14 protein-coding genes are annotated in these 19,274 nt (G+C 44.1%); 11 read left to right on the forward strand and 3 right to left on the reverse strand.

All coding sequences use genetic code 11. The annotated features are described in order from the left end of the window. Positions 1-120: 120 nt before the first annotated feature. Complete coding sequence (locus BCU75_RS23845; RefSeq protein WP_102475274.1) at positions 121-879, forward strand: Nif3-like dinuclear metal center hexameric protein; 759 nt, start codon at positions 121-123, stop codon at positions 877-879. 137 nt (positions 880-1,016) lie between these two features. Here the strand turns inward: BCU75_RS23845 and BCU75_RS23850 are convergent, their stop codons facing one another. Next, positions 1,017-2,306, reverse strand: coding sequence for a citrate synthase (locus BCU75_RS23850; RefSeq protein ID WP_017073143.1), 1,290 nt, complete (start codon positions 2,304-2,306; stop codon positions 1,017-1,019). A 417-nt stretch (positions 2,307-2,723) separates the two neighbouring features. Between BCU75_RS23850 and sdhC the strand changes: the two genes are divergently transcribed. The 8 genes from sdhC to sucD all read left to right on the forward strand — a co-directional run bounded on the left by sdhC (position 2,724) and on the right by sucD (position 12,342). Continuing rightward, a complete protein-coding gene (gene sdhC, locus BCU75_RS23855) occupies positions 2,724-3,116 on the forward strand; it encodes a succinate dehydrogenase cytochrome b556 subunit (RefSeq protein ID WP_012604532.1) in 393 nt (130 codons plus the stop codon). Continuing rightward, complete coding sequence (sdhD, locus tag BCU75_RS23860; protein WP_004734215.1) at positions 3,110-3,457, forward strand: succinate dehydrogenase, hydrophobic membrane anchor protein; 348 nt, start codon at positions 3,110-3,112, stop codon at positions 3,455-3,457. The genes sdhC and sdhD overlap by 7 nt, the downstream gene beginning before the upstream one ends. Then, positions 3,458-5,224, forward strand: a complete 1,767-nt coding sequence (sdhA, locus tag BCU75_RS23865; protein WP_102464434.1) for a succinate dehydrogenase flavoprotein subunit — start codon at positions 3,458-3,460, stop codon at positions 5,222-5,224. A 12-nt stretch (positions 5,225-5,236) separates the two neighbouring features. Next, positions 5,237-5,950 (forward strand): succinate dehydrogenase iron-sulfur subunit, encoded by a 714-nt coding sequence (locus tag BCU75_RS23870; RefSeq protein ID WP_004734213.1) that lies wholly within the window; start codon positions 5,237-5,239, stop codon positions 5,948-5,950. A 97-nt stretch (positions 5,951-6,047) separates the two neighbouring features. Continuing rightward, positions 6,048-8,867 (forward strand): 2-oxoglutarate dehydrogenase E1 component, encoded by a 2,820-nt coding sequence (sucA, locus tag BCU75_RS23875; RefSeq protein ID WP_102464435.1) that lies wholly within the window; start codon positions 6,048-6,050, stop codon positions 8,865-8,867. Positions 8,868-8,888: 21 nt separating this feature from the next. Beyond that, positions 8,889-10,097 carry a 2-oxoglutarate dehydrogenase complex dihydrolipoyllysine-residue succinyltransferase gene (odhB, locus tag BCU75_RS23880; RefSeq protein ID WP_102475275.1) on the forward strand — a complete coding sequence of 403 codons (1,209 nt, stop codon included), beginning with the start codon at positions 8,889-8,891 and terminating at the stop codon, positions 10,095-10,097. A 206-nt stretch (positions 10,098-10,303) separates the two neighbouring features. After that, a complete protein-coding gene (sucC, locus tag BCU75_RS23885; RefSeq protein ID WP_004734210.1) occupies positions 10,304-11,470 on the forward strand; it encodes an ADP-forming succinate--CoA ligase subunit beta in 1,167 nt (388 codons plus the stop codon). After that, positions 11,470-12,342 (forward strand): succinate--CoA ligase subunit alpha, encoded by an 873-nt coding sequence (sucD, locus tag BCU75_RS23890; RefSeq protein WP_004734209.1) that lies wholly within the window; start codon positions 11,470-11,472, stop codon positions 12,340-12,342. The genes sucC and sucD overlap by 1 nt, the downstream gene beginning before the upstream one ends. 174 nt (positions 12,343-12,516) lie before the next feature. Here sucD and znuB read toward each other — a convergent pair whose 3' ends face one another. Both znuB and znuC read right to left on the reverse strand, forming a co-directional pair. After that, positions 12,517-13,302, reverse strand: a complete 786-nt coding sequence (znuB, locus tag BCU75_RS23895) for a zinc ABC transporter permease subunit ZnuB (protein WP_102475276.1) — start codon at positions 13,300-13,302, stop codon at positions 12,517-12,519. Further along, positions 13,302-14,081 carry a zinc ABC transporter ATP-binding protein ZnuC gene (gene znuC / locus BCU75_RS23900; protein ID WP_102464437.1) on the reverse strand — a complete coding sequence of 260 codons (780 nt, stop codon included), beginning with the start codon at positions 14,079-14,081 and terminating at the stop codon, positions 13,302-13,304. The genes znuB and znuC overlap by 1 nt, the downstream gene beginning before the upstream one ends. 83 nt (positions 14,082-14,164) lie before the next feature. Here znuC and znuA point away from each other — a divergent pair, with 83 nt between their 5' ends. Both znuA and BCU75_RS23910 read left to right on the forward strand, forming a co-directional pair. Further along, on the forward strand, positions 14,165-15,049 hold the full coding sequence (gene znuA / locus BCU75_RS23905) for a zinc ABC transporter substrate-binding protein ZnuA (RefSeq protein ID WP_076674355.1): 885 nt from the start codon (positions 14,165-14,167) through the stop codon (positions 15,047-15,049). Positions 15,050-15,317: 268 nt separating this feature from the next. Further along, positions 15,318-18,680: a helix-turn-helix domain-containing protein gene (locus tag BCU75_RS23910; protein WP_241905405.1), complete on the forward strand. Its 3,363-nt coding sequence runs from the start codon at positions 15,318-15,320 to the stop codon at positions 18,678-18,680. Positions 18,681-19,274: the final 594 nt, after the last annotated feature.

Raw genomic sequence — 19,274 nt, forward strand, 5'->3', positions numbered from 1 at the left:
TTCGTCATAAACATAAGCTCTTTGTAAACGTAGCTCTTTACAGACATAGCCCTGGGGCTTTCGACATTCTACCCGTAAATTGATATAACGACGTTATTATAAAGTAAGCTGGAAAGAAAAATGAATAACTTACAATTAGAAAAGCTACTCAATGAAAAACTTCAGCCACAGCAGATTAAAGATTACTGTCCTAATGGTCTTCAAGTTGAAGGTGCTTCTCAAGTGAAGCGCATTGTTACTGGTGTGACAGCTTCTCAAGCATTAATTGATAAAGCGGTAGAACTGAACGCAGACGCTTTATTGGTCCATCACGGTTTCTTCTGGAAAGGTGAATCAGAAGCGATTCGCGGCATGAAGGGCAAGCGTATTCGTACCTTGATTAAAAACGACATCAACCTTTTGGGTTACCACTTGCCTCTTGATATTCACCCTGAGTTAGGCAACAACGCCAAGCTTGCTGAGTTGTTTGATATCGAAGTCGAAGGCGGTTTAGAAGGGCACCCACAATCTGTTGCGATGTTTGGCAAGTTGAGTGCGCCAATGACAGGTGCAGAGTTCGCAGAAAAGATTGGCCAAGCTTTAAACCGCAAGCCATTACACATTGCTCCAGAGAACCAAGACAAAATGATTACTACAGTTGGTTGGTGCACCGGTGGTGGTCAAGATTACATTGAGTTAGCGGCTTCTCAAGGCATTGATGCGTTTATCTCTGGAGAGATTTCAGAGCGCACTACTTACTCAGCACGTGAGCAAGATATTCATTACTTTGCAGCAGGACACCACGCAACAGAACGTTATGGTGTGAAGGCATTAGGTGAATGGTTAGCGAAAGAGCACGGCTTAGACGTAGAGTTTATCGATATCGATAATCCAGTGTAGCCACACTTAGAGTTTATGATTGTCTGGATATTTGTACCTTCATTGAAGTGGTACAAAATATTGAAAGAGCAAAAAAGGGTTGATGTTAATACATCAACCCTTTTCGATTTTAATCGATTAGAAAAATCTAAATCTTACTATTCGCGCTCATGTAGAGCTTGGAAATCGCGCTGTTCTTCACCAGTGTACAACTGACGAGGACGACCGATACGGTTTGTCGGATCGCTGTGCATTTCGTTCCAGTGTGCAATCCAACCGATAGTACGAGACATCGCAAAGATTACTGTGAACATAGATACTGGAATACCTATCGCTTTCAGAATGATACCTGAGTAGAAATCTACGTTCGGGTATAGCTTCTTAGAAACAAAGTACTCATCAGAAAGAGCGATGCGTTCAAGTTCCATTGCTACATCAAGTAGTGGATCTTGAATGTTCAGCTCTTTAAGTACTTCGTGACACGCTTCACGCATTACCGTTGCACGTGGATCGTAGTTCTTGTAAACACGGTGACCAAAGCCCATTAGGCGGAATGGGTCATCTTTGTCTTTTGCTTTTGCTACGTATTCTTCAATGTTGTCTACGCTACCGATCTCTTCAAGCATCATTAAGCAAGCTTCGTTAGCACCACCGTGAGCAGGACCCCACAAAGAAGCGATACCAGCAGCAATACAAGCAAATGGGTTTGCACCCGAAGAACCAGCTAGACGAACCGTTGATGTTGACGCATTTTGTTCGTGATCAGCGTGTAACGTAAAGATTTTGTCCATTGCGCGAGCAACAACAGGGTTTACTTCATATTCTTCACATGGGTTTGCATACATCATGTGTAGGAAGTTTTCTGCGTAGCCTAGGTCATTGCGCGGGTAGATAAACGGTTGACCGATAGAATATTTGTAACACATTGCAGCCAGTGTAGGCATTTTTGAAATTAGGCGGTATGCCGCAATTTCACGGTGTGTGTCGTTATTAACATCTAATGAATCATGGTAGAACGCAGCAAGCGCACCTACCACGCCACACATAACAGCCATAGGGTGAGCATCACGACGGAAGCCGTGGAAGAAACTAGCAATTTGCTCGTGAACCATGGTGTGACGTGTAACAGTCGTCTTAAATTCTTCGTATTGAGCTCGAGAAGGAGCTTCGCCGTATAAAAGAATGTAACAAACTTCTAAGTAATCAGCGTTATTGGCCAGTTGATCAATTGGATAACCACGGTGTAGAAGAATACCTTTTCCACCGTCAATATAAGTAATTTGCGATTCACAAGATGCAGTGGCAAGAAAACCAGGATCGAAAGTGAAAAAACCATTAGAACCTAGTGTACGAACGTCGATCACTGGTGTACCAAGTACGCCTTCTGTAATCGGCAGTTCGATCGGCGCATGACCTTCAATGTGAAGGGTAGCTTTCTTATCCGCCATAACAATCTCCTTTGTTTATTATTTTATCCGTCCAGGATGTTTATGTGCCATTTTTTTACTGGTCTTACGTGAGAAAGTCAATTTTTCTGAAGCTTTGTGTGCACTTGTTAGTGTTTTTTACATTAAATTCGTTAAAAATCTGTTCTATGTAGCATTATTTGTTGCATCAATTGTATTAGAATGTTGCCAGTCGTATAGTGACGCTGAAAAGTTTGGTTAAGACCTTATAAATGCAAGGCTAAGAAGAAATGTGAGGTGTCTTCAATAATCTTGCTGTTAACAATTATTTTACAATTATCTACGGCTCAACCCCTGTTATTTGTTAAGTTAATGTTAAATTTTGAGGGTTTACAATCAAATTTTGTCCATAACAATATCATAAGGTTATTTAATGACCATCATGCTCAATGGAGCTGAGTGAGCGAGCCCGTGAAAGAAAGAAAGACAAGACCTGTTAATTTAGATTTACAGACCATCCACTTTCCCATCACAGCAATAGCATCCATCCTACACCGTGTGTCTGGGGTGATTACTTTTGTTGCGATTGGAATTCTGCTTTGGTTACTATCCATTTCCCTCTCTTCCCCTGTAGGCTTTATGGAAGCTAGCGACATTGTCGACGGTTTCTTCGTGAAGTTTATTCTGTGGGGCATTTTAACCGCTTTGGCTTACCACATTGCTGGTGGTATTCGTCACCTTCTTATGGACCTTGGTCACTTTGAAGAGCTGGAATCTGGCGCTAAGAGCGCAAAGGTTGCATTCGCAGCAACAGCGGTATTGTCTCTACTAGCGGGGATCTTAGTATGGTAAACAACGTTTCTACTTTTGGTCGTAATGGTGTGCATGATTATCTACTGATTCGTGCGACAGCTATCATTATGACCCTTTACACTATCTACCTAGTGAGCTTCTGTGCTTTTTCAGGTGATATTTCTTACGCATCTTGGACGCAATTCTTTGGTGGTACCTTCACTAAAGTCTTCACCATGTTAGCGCTTACTTCAATTTTGGTTCACGCGTGGATCGGCTTGTGGCAAGTGCTAACTGACTACATCAAATGTGCAAAATTGCGCGTTGGTCTTCAAGTTGGTGTTGTTGCGGTTCTTCTAGGATATTTCTTCTCTGGTCTGTTTATTTTGTGGGGTGCGTAAGTGACTATTCCTGTTCGTGAGTTTGATGCTGTAGTAATCGGTGCTGGTGGTGCTGGTATGCGCGCCGCGCTACAAATTTCGGAGCAAGGCCTATCTTGTGCGTTGCTTTCTAAAGTTTTCCCAACTCGTTCTCATACCGTATCTGCGCAAGGTGGTATCACCGTTGCTCTTGGTAATGCGCATGAAGATCACTGGGAACAACATATGTACGATACGGTGAAAGGTTCCGATTACATCGGCGACCAAGATGCTATCGAATACATGTGTAAAAATGGCCCAGAGTCGGTTATCGAATTAGAAAAAATGGGCCTTCCATTTTCTCGCTTTGATAACGGCAGTATTTACCAACGTCCGTTTGGTGGCCAATCTAAGAATTTTGGTGGTGAGCAAGCGGCTCGTACCGCAGCTGCAGCCGACCGTACTGGTCACGCACTGCTTCACACCCTTTATCAACAAAACATTAAACACAAAACGACGGTTTTCTCTGAGTGGTATGCACTGGATCTTGTTAAGAACGAAGATGGTGCAATCTTAGGTACTACCGCGCTTTGTATGGAAACAGGCGAGGTTTGCTACTTCAAAGCGAAGGCAACAATCCTTGCTACTGGTGGTGCTGGTCGTATCTATGCATCAACAACGAATGCACACATTAATACTGGTGACGGTGTTGGCATGGCAATTCGTGCTGGCGTTCCAATGCAAGATATCGAAATGTGGCAGTTCCACCCAACGGGTATCGCTGGCGCAGGTGTTTTGGTAACAGAAGGTTGTCGTGGTGAAGGTGGTTACCTTCTCAATAAAGACGGCGAGCGTTTCATGGAACGTTATGCTCCGAATGCTAAAGACTTAGCAGGTCGTGATGTTGTAGCTCGTTCGATGATGGTTGAGATTCGTGAAGGTCGTGGTTGTGATGGTCCATGGGGTCCACACATCAAGCTGAAACTTGATCACCTAGGTAAAGAGACGCTTGAATCTCGTCTACCGGGTGTATGTGAGCTTTCTCGTACGTTCGCTCACGTTGATCCTGTTAAAGAACCAATTCCTGTAATCCCAACGTGTCACTACATGATGGGTGGTGTTCCGACACAGGTTTCTGGTCAAGCAATTAAACAAACTGAAGACGGCACAGACGTTGAAATTCAAGGTCTATTCGCTTGTGGCGAAATCGCTTCAGTATCAGTACACGGTGCAAACCGTCTAGGTGGTAACTCGCTACTTGATTTGGTTGTATTCGGTCGTGCGACAGGTCTTCACCTTGGTGAGACTTTGAACAAGCAAGCTGAAGCAAAACCTGCAACTGAAGCCGACATTGAACGTTCACTAGAGCGCTACAATCGTTGGGAAAACAGTACTGACGGTGAAGACCCAGCGGTAATTCGTAAAGATCTTCAGCAATGTATGCAGAACAACTTCTCTGTATTCCGTGAAGGTAAAGCGATGGCTGATGGCTTAGAAGAGCTTAAAGTGATTCGTGAGCGTCTTAAGAATGCACATCTTTCTGACAAGTCGACAGAGTTCAACACGCAACGTATTGAGTGTTTAGAGCTTGAAAACTTGATGGAAACAGCATTCGCGACTGCGGTTGCAGCAAACTTCCGTACAGAGAGTCGTGGAGCTCATGCTCGTTTTGACTTCCCAGATCGTGATGATGCGCAATGGCTATGCCACTCACTTTACAACCCAGAATCAGAAAGTATGACTAAGCGTGGCGTGAACATGGAACCTATCCATCGTGAAGCATTCCCGCCGAAAGCACGTACGTACTAAGGAGATATGACCATGAAACTGAATTTCTCTTTATACCGTTACAACCCAGATGTGGACCAGAAGCCTTACATGAAAGAGTACACCCTAGAGGTGGAAGAAGGCTCTGACATGATGCTTTTGGATGCGCTTATTCTTTTGAAAGAGCAAGATCCAACGATTTCATTCCGTCGTTCATGCCGTGAAGGTGTATGTGGTTCTGATGGCTTGAACATGAATGGTAAAAACGGATTGGCGTGTATTACGCCTCTGTCTGCTCTTACTGGCCAAGATAAAATCGTAATTCGCCCACTTCCAGGTTTGCCTGTGGTGCGTGATTTAATCGTAGACATGACTCAGTTCTATGATAACTACGAAAAAGTTAAGCCGTTCTTAGTGTCTGATGGCAATGTGCCACCGGCTCGTGAAAACCTACAAAGCCCTGATGAGCGTGCTCATTTAGATGGTTTGTATGAATGTATCATGTGTGCATGTTGTACGACTTCGTGCCCATCATTCTGGTGGAATCCAGATAAGTTCATCGGACCAGCTGGCCTGCTTGCAGCATACCGTTGGCTAATAGATAGCCGAGATACGGCGACAGACGAACGTCTGTCCGATCTTGATGATGCATTTAGCGTTTTTCGTTGCCATGGCATCATGAATTGTGTAAGTGTTTGTCCTAAGGGATTAAATCCGACGAAAGCGATTGGTCACATCAAGACCATGCTAGTAAATCGTTCGGTTTAAGTTATATAAAAATTGCCGCCCTAGAAGTTTTGGGGCGGCCTTTTAATAGCTCGGCATAGACCGCAGCAAACGTGAAAACTACTGGTTAAGGGAAAATATGCACAACGGCGTGATGAAGGCATGGCTCGAGTCTTCACACTTGGCTGGCGCCAATGCAACGTACGTAGAAGAACTCTATGAACTGTATCTTAGTGACCCCGATTCGGTAAGTGACGAATGGAGAAGCGTTTTCGAAGAATTGCCTGTGCAAGCTTCAGAAACGGTGGAACAACCACACTCTCGTGTTCGTGAATACTTCCGTCGACTCGCTCAAGAAACAAAGCATTACAGTGTCCAAGTTAGTGATCCAGATGTCGATGCGAAACAAGTAAAGGTTCTGCAACTTATTAATGCCTATCGATTCCGAGGGCATCAATCAGCAAATCTAGACCCCCTAGGTTTATGGGAAAGAGATACAGTCGCTGAACTGGATCCTTCTTTCCACACTCTTACCGAAGATGACCTCAATGAGACGTTTAACGTCGGCTCTTACGCCATTGGCCAAGAGACGATGGTGCTTCGAGATTTGTACAAATCTTTAAAGCAAACTTATTGTGGTTCGATTGGTGCTGAATACATGCACATGACGAATACAGAACAAAAGCGTTGGATCCAACAACGTTTAGAGTCTGTTTCTGGTCAACCCTCTTTCGATAAAGAAGAAAAGCAAGCTTTCCTAGAAGAGCTAACTGCTGCTGAAGGTCTTGAGCGCTATCTTGGTGCTAAATTCCCAGGCGCAAAACGCTTCTCGTTGGAAGGTGGTGATGCGTTGATCCCAATGACGAAGGAAATTATTCGTCATGCAGGTGGACAAGGCATGCGTGAGGTTGTTGTTGGTATGGCTCACCGTGGTCGTCTAAACATGCTGGTCAATGTGCTTGGTAAAAAGCCACAAGACCTGTTTGACGAATTTGCGGGCAAGCACAGCGATGACTCCTGGGGTACTGGTGATGTGAAATACCACCAAGGTTTCTCTGCGGATTTCGCAACACCAGGTGGCAACGTTCACTTAGCACTTGCGTTTAACCCATCTCACTTAGAAATTGTAAACCCGGTGGTTATCGGTTCAGTACGTGCTCGCCAAGATCGTCTAGACGATAAAGACGGCAGCCGCGTACTTCCAATTACTATCCATGGTGATTCAGCTATCGCTGGCCAGGGTGTAGTACAAGAGACGTTCAACATGTCTCAAGCTCGTGGTTTCTGTGTTGGTGGTACGGTTCGTATTGTTGTAAATAACCAAGTTGGTTTTACAACGTCTAACCCTCGCGATACTCGTTCTACGATGTACTGTACAGATATCGCGAAGATGGTTCAGGCTCCGATTTTCCACGTTAACTCGGATGATCCAGAAGCTGTCGCTTTCGTAGCGCGTCTTGCATTAGATTACCGTAATACGTTTAAGCGTGATGTTGTTATTGATTTGGTTTGTTACCGTCGCCACGGTCACAATGAAGCCGATGAGCCGAATGCAACGCAGCCTTTGATGTACCAAAAAATCAAGAAGCATCCAACGCCACGTAAGCTTTATGCTGACGTGCTAATGGAACGCGGTGAGTTTGGTATTGATACGGCAACTCAACTCGTTAACGAATATCGTGATGCACTTGATCACGGTGAAGTTGTGGTTAAAGAGTGGCGCCCAATGGCACTTCACTCAGTGGACTGGTCACCTTACCTAGGTCACGACTGGAACATCGAATGGGACAACAAGATTGATATCGAGCGCCTGAAAGAGCTTGGTAGCAAACTTTGTCAATACCCAGACAGCCATAAGCTGCAAAGCCGAGTAAACAAACTGTACAACGATCGTACTGCCATGGTGAATGGTGAGAAACAAGTCGATTGGGGTATGGCCGAGACTCTGGCTTACGCAACACTTGTTGATGACGGTAAGCGTATTCGTATTTCAGGCCAAGACTCTGGTCGTGGTACCTTCTTCCACCGTCACTCAGTACTGCACAACCAATCAGATGCAAGCACGTATGTTCCTCTTGCGAACATTCATGATAAGCAAGGGCCATTCCAAGTGTTTGACTCCGTGTTATCTGAAGAAGCGGTACTCGCATTTGAGTATGGTTATGCAACGGCAGAACCAAGCGGTCTAACCCTTTGGGAAGCACAATTTGGTGACTTCGCAAACGGTGCTCAAGTTGTTATCGACCAATTCATTTCGTCAGGTGAGCAAAAGTGGGCACGTTTATGTGGTCTAACTATGCTGCTTCCTCACGGTTATGAAGGCCAAGGCCCAGAGCACTCGTCTGCGCGTCTGGAGCGTTACCTTCAGTTGTGTGCTGAACAAAACATGCAGGTTGTTGTTCCTTCAACGCCGGCACAGGTTTATCACATGATTCGCCGTCAGGTTGTTCGACCAATGCGTCGTCCACTGATCGTAATGTCACCTAAGTCATTGCTTCGTCACCCTCTGTGTACGTCTTCTATGGAAGATTTAGCAGAAGGTACGTTCCAACCAGCTATCGCAGAAATTGATGATCTGGCTCCTGAGAACGTAAAACGCGTCGTGTTCTGTTCGGGTAAGGTTTACTTTGACCTGCTTGATCAAAGACGTAAGAACGAGCAAGACGATGTCGCTATTGTACGTATTGAGCAACTTTACCCGTTCCCTTACGAGGACGTGAGAGCTGCAATCGCACAGTACACAAATGTAGTCGATTACGTTTGGTGTCAAGAAGAGCCACAAAACCAAGGTGCTTGGTACAGTAGCCAACATAATTTCCGAGCTGCTATCCCAGTGGGTGCTGATATTCAATATGCAGGTCGTCCTGCATCAGCATCACCAGCTGTTGGCTATATGTCGGTACACTTGAAACAACAAAAAGCGTTAGTTGACGACGCTTTGACCCTACTTAAGAACTAGAAGTAAAAGGAAAATACGCACATGACAATTGAAATTCTGGTTCCAGATTTACCTGAATCTGTGGCTGATGCAACAGTGGCGACTTGGCACAAAAAACCAGGCGAAGCCGTTGCACGTGATGAAGTCATTGTAGACATCGAAACAGATAAAGTAGTTCTAGAAGTACCGGCTCCTGAAGCGGGTGTTCTGGAAGCTATCCTAGAAGAAGAGGGTGCTACGGTACTTTCTAAGCAGCTTCTTGCAAAGATCAAACCTGGTGCTGTCGCTGGTGAACCAACGAAAGATACCACTGAAGATACAGAAGCTTCTCCTGATAAGCGCCACAAAGCGGCACTTACAGAAGAAAGCAATGACGCACTAAGCCCTGCTGTTCGTCGTCTTCTTGCAGAGCACAACCTACAACCAGCTGACGTTAAAGGCACTGGTGTTGGTGGTCGTATTACTCGTGAAGACATCGACGCACACCTAGCAGCAGCGAAAGCGGCTCCGGCAGCAGCATCTGCACCTGCAGTTGAAGCGCCAGCAGCGGCTCGTAGCCAAAAGCGCGTGCCAATGACTCGCCTACGTAAGACAGTTGCAAACCGTCTTCTAGAAGCGAAGAACAGCACAGCGATGCTGACTACTTTCAATGAAGTGAACATGAAGCCAATCATGGACCTTCGTAAGCAGTACAAAGACCAATTCGAGAAGCGTCACGATACGCGTCTTGGTTTCATGTCTTTCTATGTGAAAGCAGTAACAGAAGCGCTGAAGCGTTTCCCTGAAGTTAACGCTTCGATTGATGGTACAGATATCATTTACCACAACTACTTCGACATCAGCATGGCGGTATCTACGCCACGTGGTCTAGTGACTCCAGTACTGAAAGACTGCGACACACTAGGTTTTGCTGACATCGAAAAAGGCATCAAAGAGCTAGCAATCAAAGGCCGTGACGGCAAGCTAACCGTTGATGAGCTGATGGGCGGTAACTTCACTATCACAAACGGTGGTGTATTTGGTTCTCTAATGTCTACGCCAATCATCAACCCGCCTCAAGCGGCAATTTTGGGTATGCATAAAATCCAAGATCGTCCAATGGCTGTTGATGGCAAGGTAGAAATTCTACCAATGATGTACCTAGCGCTTTCTTACGATCACCGTCTAATCGATGGCCGTGAATCAGTTGGCTTCCTAGTGACAATCAAAGAGCTTCTAGAAGATCCTGCACGTCTGCTATTAGACGTTTAGTATCTCTAAAACGTCTAGTTAACCCCGTTAGCTAGACGTAAAAAGTTTCAAAGGCTAGGCTGCTCAACGTCTGGCCTTCACTTGAACTGTAAAGCCATTAGAAAATGGACAGCAGTTGATTTGAGAAGACCCTACAGACGTACCACAGGAAACTGTGTCGTTATGGAAATAATAATCCCTTAAGGGAAAATAAACGGAATATCAAAATGAATTTGCATGAATACCAAGCCAAACAGCTGTTTGCAGAATTCGGTTTGCCTGTACCTGAAGGTTTCGCGTGTGACACAGCACAAGAAGCTTTCGAAGCTGCAGGCCGTATTAGTACAGCCAAGAAAGTTGTTAAGTGTCAAGTACACGCTGGTGGTCGCGGTAAAGCGGGCGGCGTAGAGCTACATGACACTAAAGAAGGCGTTAAAGAGTTTGCACAAAAGTGGCTAGGTAAAAACCTAGTGACTTACCAAACAGACGCTAATGGTCAGCCTGTAACAAAGATCCTAGTTGAAGAAGCATCGAACATTGCTAACGAGCTTTACCTAGGTGCTGTTGTTGACCGTGCAACGCGCAAAATTGTATTCATGGCGTCAACTGAAGGCGGTGTGGACATTGAGAAAATCGCTGAAGAAACTCCAGAGTTGATTCACCAATCTGCGATCGATCCTCTAGTTGGCCCTCAAGCTTACCAAGGCCGTGAACTGGCATTCAAACTTGGCCTAGCTGGCGATCAAATTAAACAGTTCGTTAAGATCTTCATGGGTCTTGGTGAAATGTTCGCTCAGTACGACCTAGCTCTACTAGAAATTAACCCGCTTGTTATTACAAATGAAGGTAACCTTCTTTGTCTAGACGGCAAGATCAACATTGACTCAAACGCAATGTACCGTCAGCCAAAGCTTCGTGAAATGCACGATCCTTCACAAGAAGACGAGCGCGAAGCGCACGCAGCTCAATGGGAACTGAACTACGTAGCACTTGATGGCAACGTTGGCTGTATGGTTAACGGTGCAGGCCTTGCTATGGGTACGATGGATATCGTAAACCTACACGGCGGCAAGCCAGCAAACTTCCTTGATGTAGGCGGCGGCGCAACAAAAGAGCGTGTAGCTGAAGCATTCAAGATCATCCTTTCTGATGACAATGTTAAAGCAGTACTAGTAAACATCTTCGGTGGCATCGTTCGTTGTGACATGATCGCTGAAGGTATTATTGGTGCAGTTAAAGAAGTTGGCGTAACAGTTCCTGTTGTTGTTCGTCTAGAAGGTACAAACGCAGACCTAGGTCGCGAAGTACTTGCTAATTCTGATGTTGATATCATTGCTGCTGTATCTCTAACAGATGCTGCTCAGAAAGTTGTTGCTGCTGCGGAGGCTAAATAATGTCTGTATTAATTAACAAAGACACTAAAGTAATCTGTCAGGGTTTCACTGGCGGTCAAGGTACATTCCACTCAGACCAAGCTATCGCATACGGTACGCAAATGGTTGGTGGTGTTTCACCTGGTAAAGGTGGTCAAACTCACCTAGGCCTTCCAGTATTCAACACAGTACGTGAAGCAGTAGAAGTGACTGGCGCAACAGCAACAGTTATCTACGTACCAGCACCTTTCTGTAAAGACGCAATCCTAGAAGCGATTGATGCAGGTATCGAACTGATCGTAACGATCACAGAAGGTATCCCTACTACAGATATGATCGACGTTAAAGTGAAGCTAGAAGAAACTGGCGTTCGCATGATCGGTCCTAACTGTCCAGGTCTTATCACTCCAGACGAGTGTAAGATTGGTATCATGCCTGGCCATATCCACAAGAAGGGTAAAGTAGGTATCGTATCTCGCTCAGGTACTCTGACGTATGAAGCTGTTAAGCAAACAACAGATGAAGGCTTTGGTCAGTCTACATGTGTTGGTATCGGTGGTGACCCTATCCCAGGTTCAAACTTCATTGATATCCTAAAACTTTTCCAAGAAGACCCAGAAACTGAAGCAATCGTAATGATTGGTGAGATCGGTGGTACTGCGGAAGAAGAAGCTGCTGAGTTCATCAAAGCAAACGTAACTAAGCCAGTAGTATCTTACATCGCTGGTGTTACTGCTCCTCCGGGCAAACGTATGGGCCACGCTGGCGCAATCATCTCTGGCGGTAAAGGTACTGCTGAAGATAAATTCGCAGCACTAGAAGCAGCAGGCGTTAAGACTGTTAAGTCTCTTGCTGACATCGGTAAAGGCCTACGTGAAATCACGGGTTGGTAATCAGCTGGCTTTTATCTAACGGATAGAAGCTAACTGAACGATATAAGAAAGGCTTGGTCATTGACCAAGCCTTTTTCTTTTGTGACCGATTTGTTTGTAAACGATTCTTTTATAAACGACTGCCACATCAACGGTTGTGTTGTTAAAAGCCAGAATGAATTCCGACTTTTTACTTTAGGCGCGGGTTCTATACATTTGAGATAGCATAAACATTGCTGCGGCGCTGATAACAACAGAAGGGCCGGCTGGTGTGTCATAGAACCAAGACAAGCTCAATCCCCCGAATACAGCGATAGAACCAATTACTGAGGCGAGGAATGCCATTTGTTCTGGTGTATTGGCGAACTTTCTTGCCGTCGCTGCCGGAATGATAAGTAGTGATGTCATGATTAATGCACCAACAAATTTCATACCCACCGCAATTACAATACCCACAAGCAACATCAAAATAAGACGCATCAAATCAATGTTGATGCCATCAACCGCCGCGAGGTCTTCGTTAACGGTCGTTGATAATAGCGGTCGCCAAAAGATAGTAAGCACAAGTCCAATCACGGCAGCACCTGCATAGATGAATACCAAATCAGTCGGAGACACTGCAAGCAAGTCACCAAATAAATAGCTCATTAGGTCGACACGAATATTGTCTAAGAAGCTGACAGCAACAAGACCTAAAGAGAGTGCACTGTGCGCCAATATACCGAGTAGGGTATCGGTCGCGACAAGTTTTTGCTTTTGTAACGTTACTAGCAACACGGCCAGCATTAAACAACAAATCAGCAGAGCAAAATACAAGTTGATGTTGAATAGAAAACCTAGAGCCAAACCCATCAAAGAAGCGTGAGCAAGCGTGTCACCAAAGTAAGCCATCTTGCGCCACACCACGAAAGACCCTAATGGACCTGCAATTAGCGCAATACCCAAACCCGCCAAAATAGAGGGAAGAAGAAACTCAATCATTAGTGGTGCCCGTGTTTGTGGTTTGAACATTCATGCGCGCCGCCAGTGACAGGCTCGCCAGCGAGATCATGATGGTGATGATCATGTTGGTGATGGTAAAACGCTAGTGTTTCTTGGGTCGCGGTGCCAAAGAGTGCAATATACGAAGGGTGATGTTTTATGTCTGCAGGTGCACCTGAACAGCAGATATGGTGGTGCAAGCAGATTACATCGTCTGTTTTTGCCATAACCAAGTGCAGATCGTGTGAAACCATGAATACAGCACAGCTGAAGCGGTGACGAATGTTATCAATCAGATCATACAAGTCTATTTGGCCTTGCACGTCAACGCCTTGAGCGGGTTCATCAAGAACCAATAGATCAGGTCTTCTTAGTAATGAACGGGCAATCAGTACACGTTGGTTTTCACCACCAGACAGCTGGTGCATGTTGCTCTTTTGCAGATGTTCAGCACCAACGAGCTTCAAGGCTTCAAGGATCTCTTGTTGGCTAAATTTGCCAGTGAGCTTGAGAAAGCGTTCTACGTTGAGAGGCAGTGAATCATTGAGCTTTAATTTTTGTGGTACATAGCCAATTCTCAGTTTTTTTGATTTTTTTATTGTGCCTGAAAATTTGGTTTGTAAACCCAGTACCACTTTTACTAATGTCGACTTTCCTGCACCGTTTGGCCCAATGAGGGTGGTGATTCTGCCGCGCTCTATATTTAGAGAGATGTTGTCTAGAACTTTCCGACCGTCAAATTCGACGCTCACAGAATCTAGTTGGATTAAGTTATCCATGAATAGAACTCATTTGCAATTCGCTAATGTTATAATGTAACATTTACCTCAAGCCTAAGCTACTTTTCTATTATCGAGGGATTATGTCACGTTCATCTTTTATACTTGCTACTTTGCTTTTAGCGCCAAGTGTCGCAAGTGCCAATACTATTCTAACAAGCTTTAAACCGATTCAAATGATTGTGACAGAATTAACGCAAGGCGTTAGTGAGCCAGATGTTTTGATGAACAGTAATGCTTCGCCGCATGACTATGCCCTCAAACCATCGGATGTCAAAAAAGTTCATAGTGCTGATATGGTTATTTGGTTCGGTCCTGACCTAGAAGCATTTTTGACTAAGGTGATTGGTTCAAAGGAAAACGTTATCAAGATCAGTGAGATTCCTGGAATCAACTTGAGAGAGTTTGGACATGAAGACCACGATGCTCATGAAGGACACCATCATGGTAGCCATGACCCACACTTTTGGTTGGGTATCGACCAAGTTGAAGTAGCGGCAAAATACATTTCAGCTAAGCTGATTGAATCTGATCCTGATAACGCAATGGCGTATCAAGAGAACCTAGATTCATTCTTGATTGCTTTGAAAGAAAAGCAGAAATCAATTAATGAACAACTTGCGCCAGTGAAAGACAAAGGCTATTACGTATTCCATGATGCGTATGGCTACTTCGAACAAGAGTTTGAGTTAAATAACTTAGGTCACTTTACGGTGAGCCCAGAGCGTAAACCGGGTGCAAAAAGCCTGATAGCTATCAAGAAAACTTTGGTCAGTGAAAATGTTCAATGTGTATTTGCAGAGCCTCAATTTACACCGGCTGTGATTGAATCAGTGACTCGCGGAAGCAACGTGAAACAAGGGCAACTTGATCCTATCGGTTCACAGGTTGAAGTGAAGAGTGGAAGTTATTTCGATTTTCTTCAGCAACTTACGGATAGCTACACAAGCTGTTTGAGTGCTAAGTAATTAATAACCAGTATTCCTAACGACACTTTGCTCTCGTTAATTTATGAATTATGCCGCTTTTTGCGGCATTTTCGTGACCGCTAAGATAAAACCTTTCAACAAATAGCAAACCTCCTTTCTCCTTTGTTAATTTCAGCTAAAATAGAAAGATAATAATAAGCACAAAAAAACTCAGCTTTTGGTTAAGCAGCGATAAGACGTTGTAGATACCAAAATTTTATGTGTTGTTGCTGTTCAGGATGAAAAGTTGTATCGAATTATCTTCAAAATGTTCATGTTAATGAGCATTTCATTTAGCGCTCTCGCGGTAAATACATCACCCTCCGTTTTTTATCCTTTGCCCGTTCAAGCGCAAGGAAACTTTCTTGCGGCTAAAAACTTGTACTTAGGTGCCGGCGGTGGGCTCTGGGTTCATGATGTCCATGGAAAAGTACTCTTTTATGATGGCCGGACCCTATTTCCGCGAAAGGGTAGCCTTCTGCAATTTTCTTCAGAAAAAGTTGCGTTTCTTAACGATGAGTTTTGGACATTTTTTGATAATGAGGTTTACCGACATAGCCCAGGTATTGGCAATGAGCTTGCGTTTAGCTTAAGCCCTGGCGCTGAGATCGCGAATATCGGCTCATCAGGTGATTATATTTGGGTCACCGATGGTAGTAATTTTTATACATACAATACTCATTCTTTAGAGTTTGCAACTTACTCACTACTCAAACTGTATCGATACAACAATAGCAGCGATATTACGATTAACGATGCGGAGTGGGTATTGTCGAAATGGGTACTCGCGACCAGTTCTGGTGCTTACCTTTCCGAGGAGAAAGAGTTTACCCACATCGCAGCATCAGATAAGCACCATATTGAGACGGTTTATTTTTCTAATGCTAGACGAGAGTTAGTGATTGGTACTTTAAATGGGGCGGTAATTGTTGATCTCGCGAATCCAGATAAAGAAAACAAAATAAAAGGGTCGCACGTTCTCTCGCTTGCTGAAACTTCAGATCAATATTGGATTGGCACAGAGCATGGGCTCATCAGTTATAACTTCATTACGGGTCAAATTACACGATTCGAACAAGCCGCTAATCAAGATTTCTCGTTACCGGGAGAGAAAATATATTCGTTAATCAACGACCATGCTGGGGGGATGTGGGTCGCGACAAATAACGGTATCCGATATTTCTCACTGTTCAGTAAGACATTCTCAAGAACGCCATTGACGGGAATGGGTATGCACTCGAGTAGTGTGGTGATAAACAAAGTACAGCCTGTTAGTGAACAATTATCTTGGGTTGCTTCCTCAATGGGTCTCTATTTGGTCGACACTCAAAGCAAAGAGAATCCAATTCGTGTTTACTCTAACTCGGTACTGGACTTTGAGATCTTTGGCTCTTCCATTTGGTTGGCTACTAAAGAAGGTATTATTAGCTTTAATACCAGTACATTAGAGCCTGAAGCTCTCGGTTTACCAAGGCCGATTAAGGGGGTTCACGTTGAGAACTTTGCGCTTCAAGCTGATAACGTGCTTTGGATAACATCGGGGCAAAACCTTTATTCGTTATCTATCGAAACCATGAAGCTGACAGGGTACGGTACAGATTGGTTAGTTGATAAGTTTTTGCCAGCAAAAATCACCGCTCTCAATATAGGATTACAAGGTCGTATTTATATAGGCACCGACCACGGTTTCTACTCTTTTAGCGATAAACGAATTAGCTTTAGTCGCTCAAGCGAACGATTTGGCAAAGTGGTCGATATTGAAAATGCGAAGGATGGGGCTCAATGGTTTGCGAGCAGTTATGGCGTGTATCGAATCTCTTATGACAGCTCTGTTATTCAAGAGATCACACTTGTTGAAGATAATATTAGCCCAAATTGCTTAATAAGCGATGACAATGGTGTGTGGTTAGGTTCTTCGAAGGGTATCAGCTATTACGGACTGGATGGACAGCTGCATAAACACATCGGTTCACCATTTGGCTTGATCACCAATGAACTGGCGGCAGGTGCATGTGCTCTGTTTTACAGTGAAGAGAGCCAATCTACGAGGCTTATTTTTGGTTCAAAGTATGGTGTAGTCAGTGCGTTATCTGATGAGTTATTGGTATCAACAACACCTCATAGTCGCGCATTGTTGAGTAAGATCAGTGTCGATCAGCAAACGGTATCACTTGGTGGTAAGACAGCTGATTTAGATGAAATCCCTTATGGTTCATCTATGAGTTTTAAGTTGGGTATCCTACCTGCGACTTTTGCCCCTGCGATGGAGTACCGCCTGAACGACGATGAATCTTGGAGTGAATTTGAAGGCGGTTTGTTAACGCTCGACCACCTTCTTCCTGGAGACTACACACTGGAAGTTAAACCCATTAAGGACTCGCATTATCGCTTTGTGTCAACGAATCAAAGCTTCTCAATCGCGGAGCCTTGGTATCTTACCAGTTGGGCTGCAGCAAGCTCTCTGATGTTGTTGATTGGTGTTGTGACTATCTTGGTCTTTTGGCGTTCTCGTTATGTCACTTTTGCCAACAGACACCTAAAAGCGCAAGTTGCATTAAAAACGGATCAACTGAGGCATCAAAGTCGCATTCTGTTGACGACCAATCAACAGCTTAAAAAGCAGCTACTCGTTAAGAATGCGCTTGTGTCTCACACAGCAAATGAACTCTCTTCTGAAGTGAATCATATTGCTGTGATGCTCCCGAATTGGAATGATGAGCAAGGCAAGTCGCCAATCTTAACGTTGAAAAAGGGCTTGGCTCAGTTGAGCAATACACCTCAAGGAGAGGGGAAGGTCTGTTACGATATAATTTTGATCTTGGAAGCGGTACTCAAAGCTTGGCAAGATGATTTAGCCAAAGCTGGTATCGAACTGGATATTAGAGTTGATACTAAACAACGACACGTATCATTACTGTATTTTAATCTCGATATTATTTTGAACAATTTGGTCGCGAGCATCATAAAGAGAAACTTTAAGTCACAAAACATGGTAGTTCTGGTTGAAGAAGTGAAGGAACACCTTGTAGTTACGATTCGAGATCATGGGATGCCTTTCCCTAAACTGGCATCAAGCATGAGTGACAACACCGGAAAATCGACTGATCTAAACATCGAAAAATTACCTCTATTGATGAATCAGAATGGTGGTGAGCTGAACGCCTTTGTTTCTGACTATCAAAATAAGGTTCAGCTTTCGTGGCCGATTGAATACCAAGTACTGGATAATCTGGAAGCCAGCACAATTGAGCAGATTGAAACCATTAAGCTTGCCGCCTCAACGCCAGAGCAGCAAAGATTGAGTGCTGAACAAGAGTGGAAAAACAGAGTGTCGCAGCTTGTGAGTGAAAACTACGCTGACGCAGAGTTTAGCACTGCAACTGCTGCTAAGTACTTGTTCATGTCTGAGAGAAGCTTACAGAGACGCTTTAAATCGGCTTATGACAAGACCTTTAAAGAGCATTTGAATGAAGTTCGCTTAGAGCATGCGTGCGAGCGGTTACTTGCGGGAGAGAAGATCTCAGACGTCGCGTTTGATTCTGGTTTCAATGACCCTTCCTATTTCAGTCAAAGGTTTAAGCACCATTTTGGTATGTCACCATCTAAGTTTGCTGAAAACAGCGAAGAGTAGCTAGCTGCGGATTTACTCTACTTCCACATAAATAAAGATAGTTTAGCCTCGACATTCGTGTCGGGGCTTTTTTATGCTTCTACGAGATACGAGATACGAGATGCGAGATTGATATGGCTGCTTTGAGAGTTTGACAATATTTGGGGATAAACAAAAGGAAGAAAAAAATATCGTGGTATAGCCGGGGGGACTATACCACGGGTGCCAAGGACACCTTCGCTTGCTGCCGGAGTGATATGGCAAGCCACACCACCTCTGGAATAAAATTAAAGAGAAGTAGTTTCTCTTCGATGGAGTAACTATACGTTTGCCCACTTATTTTACTTATAAAATTAACGACAGATAGCCATTAGAAAACCGACATTATTTCAACTTATTGATATATAGAGATTTATTTCCATATCTCTTGATTGGTACTAGTGAGGTAGTTCTCGTTGCTTGTTGAAAGTAACGTTTTTGACGTAAACGTTTTTAACGAAATTTACGAGTATATATTTTCGAAAACATTGATTTCACACAATGGAATTGTGGGAATGTATGTGTATCATGGCGGTAATAACAATCTTTCTCATTATCAGTCACGAATCGGGTACT

The sequence above is a fragment of the Vibrio splendidus genome, from assembly GCF_002873455.1.
GTDB classification, from domain to species: domain Bacteria; phylum Pseudomonadota; class Gammaproteobacteria; order Enterobacterales; family Vibrionaceae; genus Vibrio; species Vibrio splendidus_J.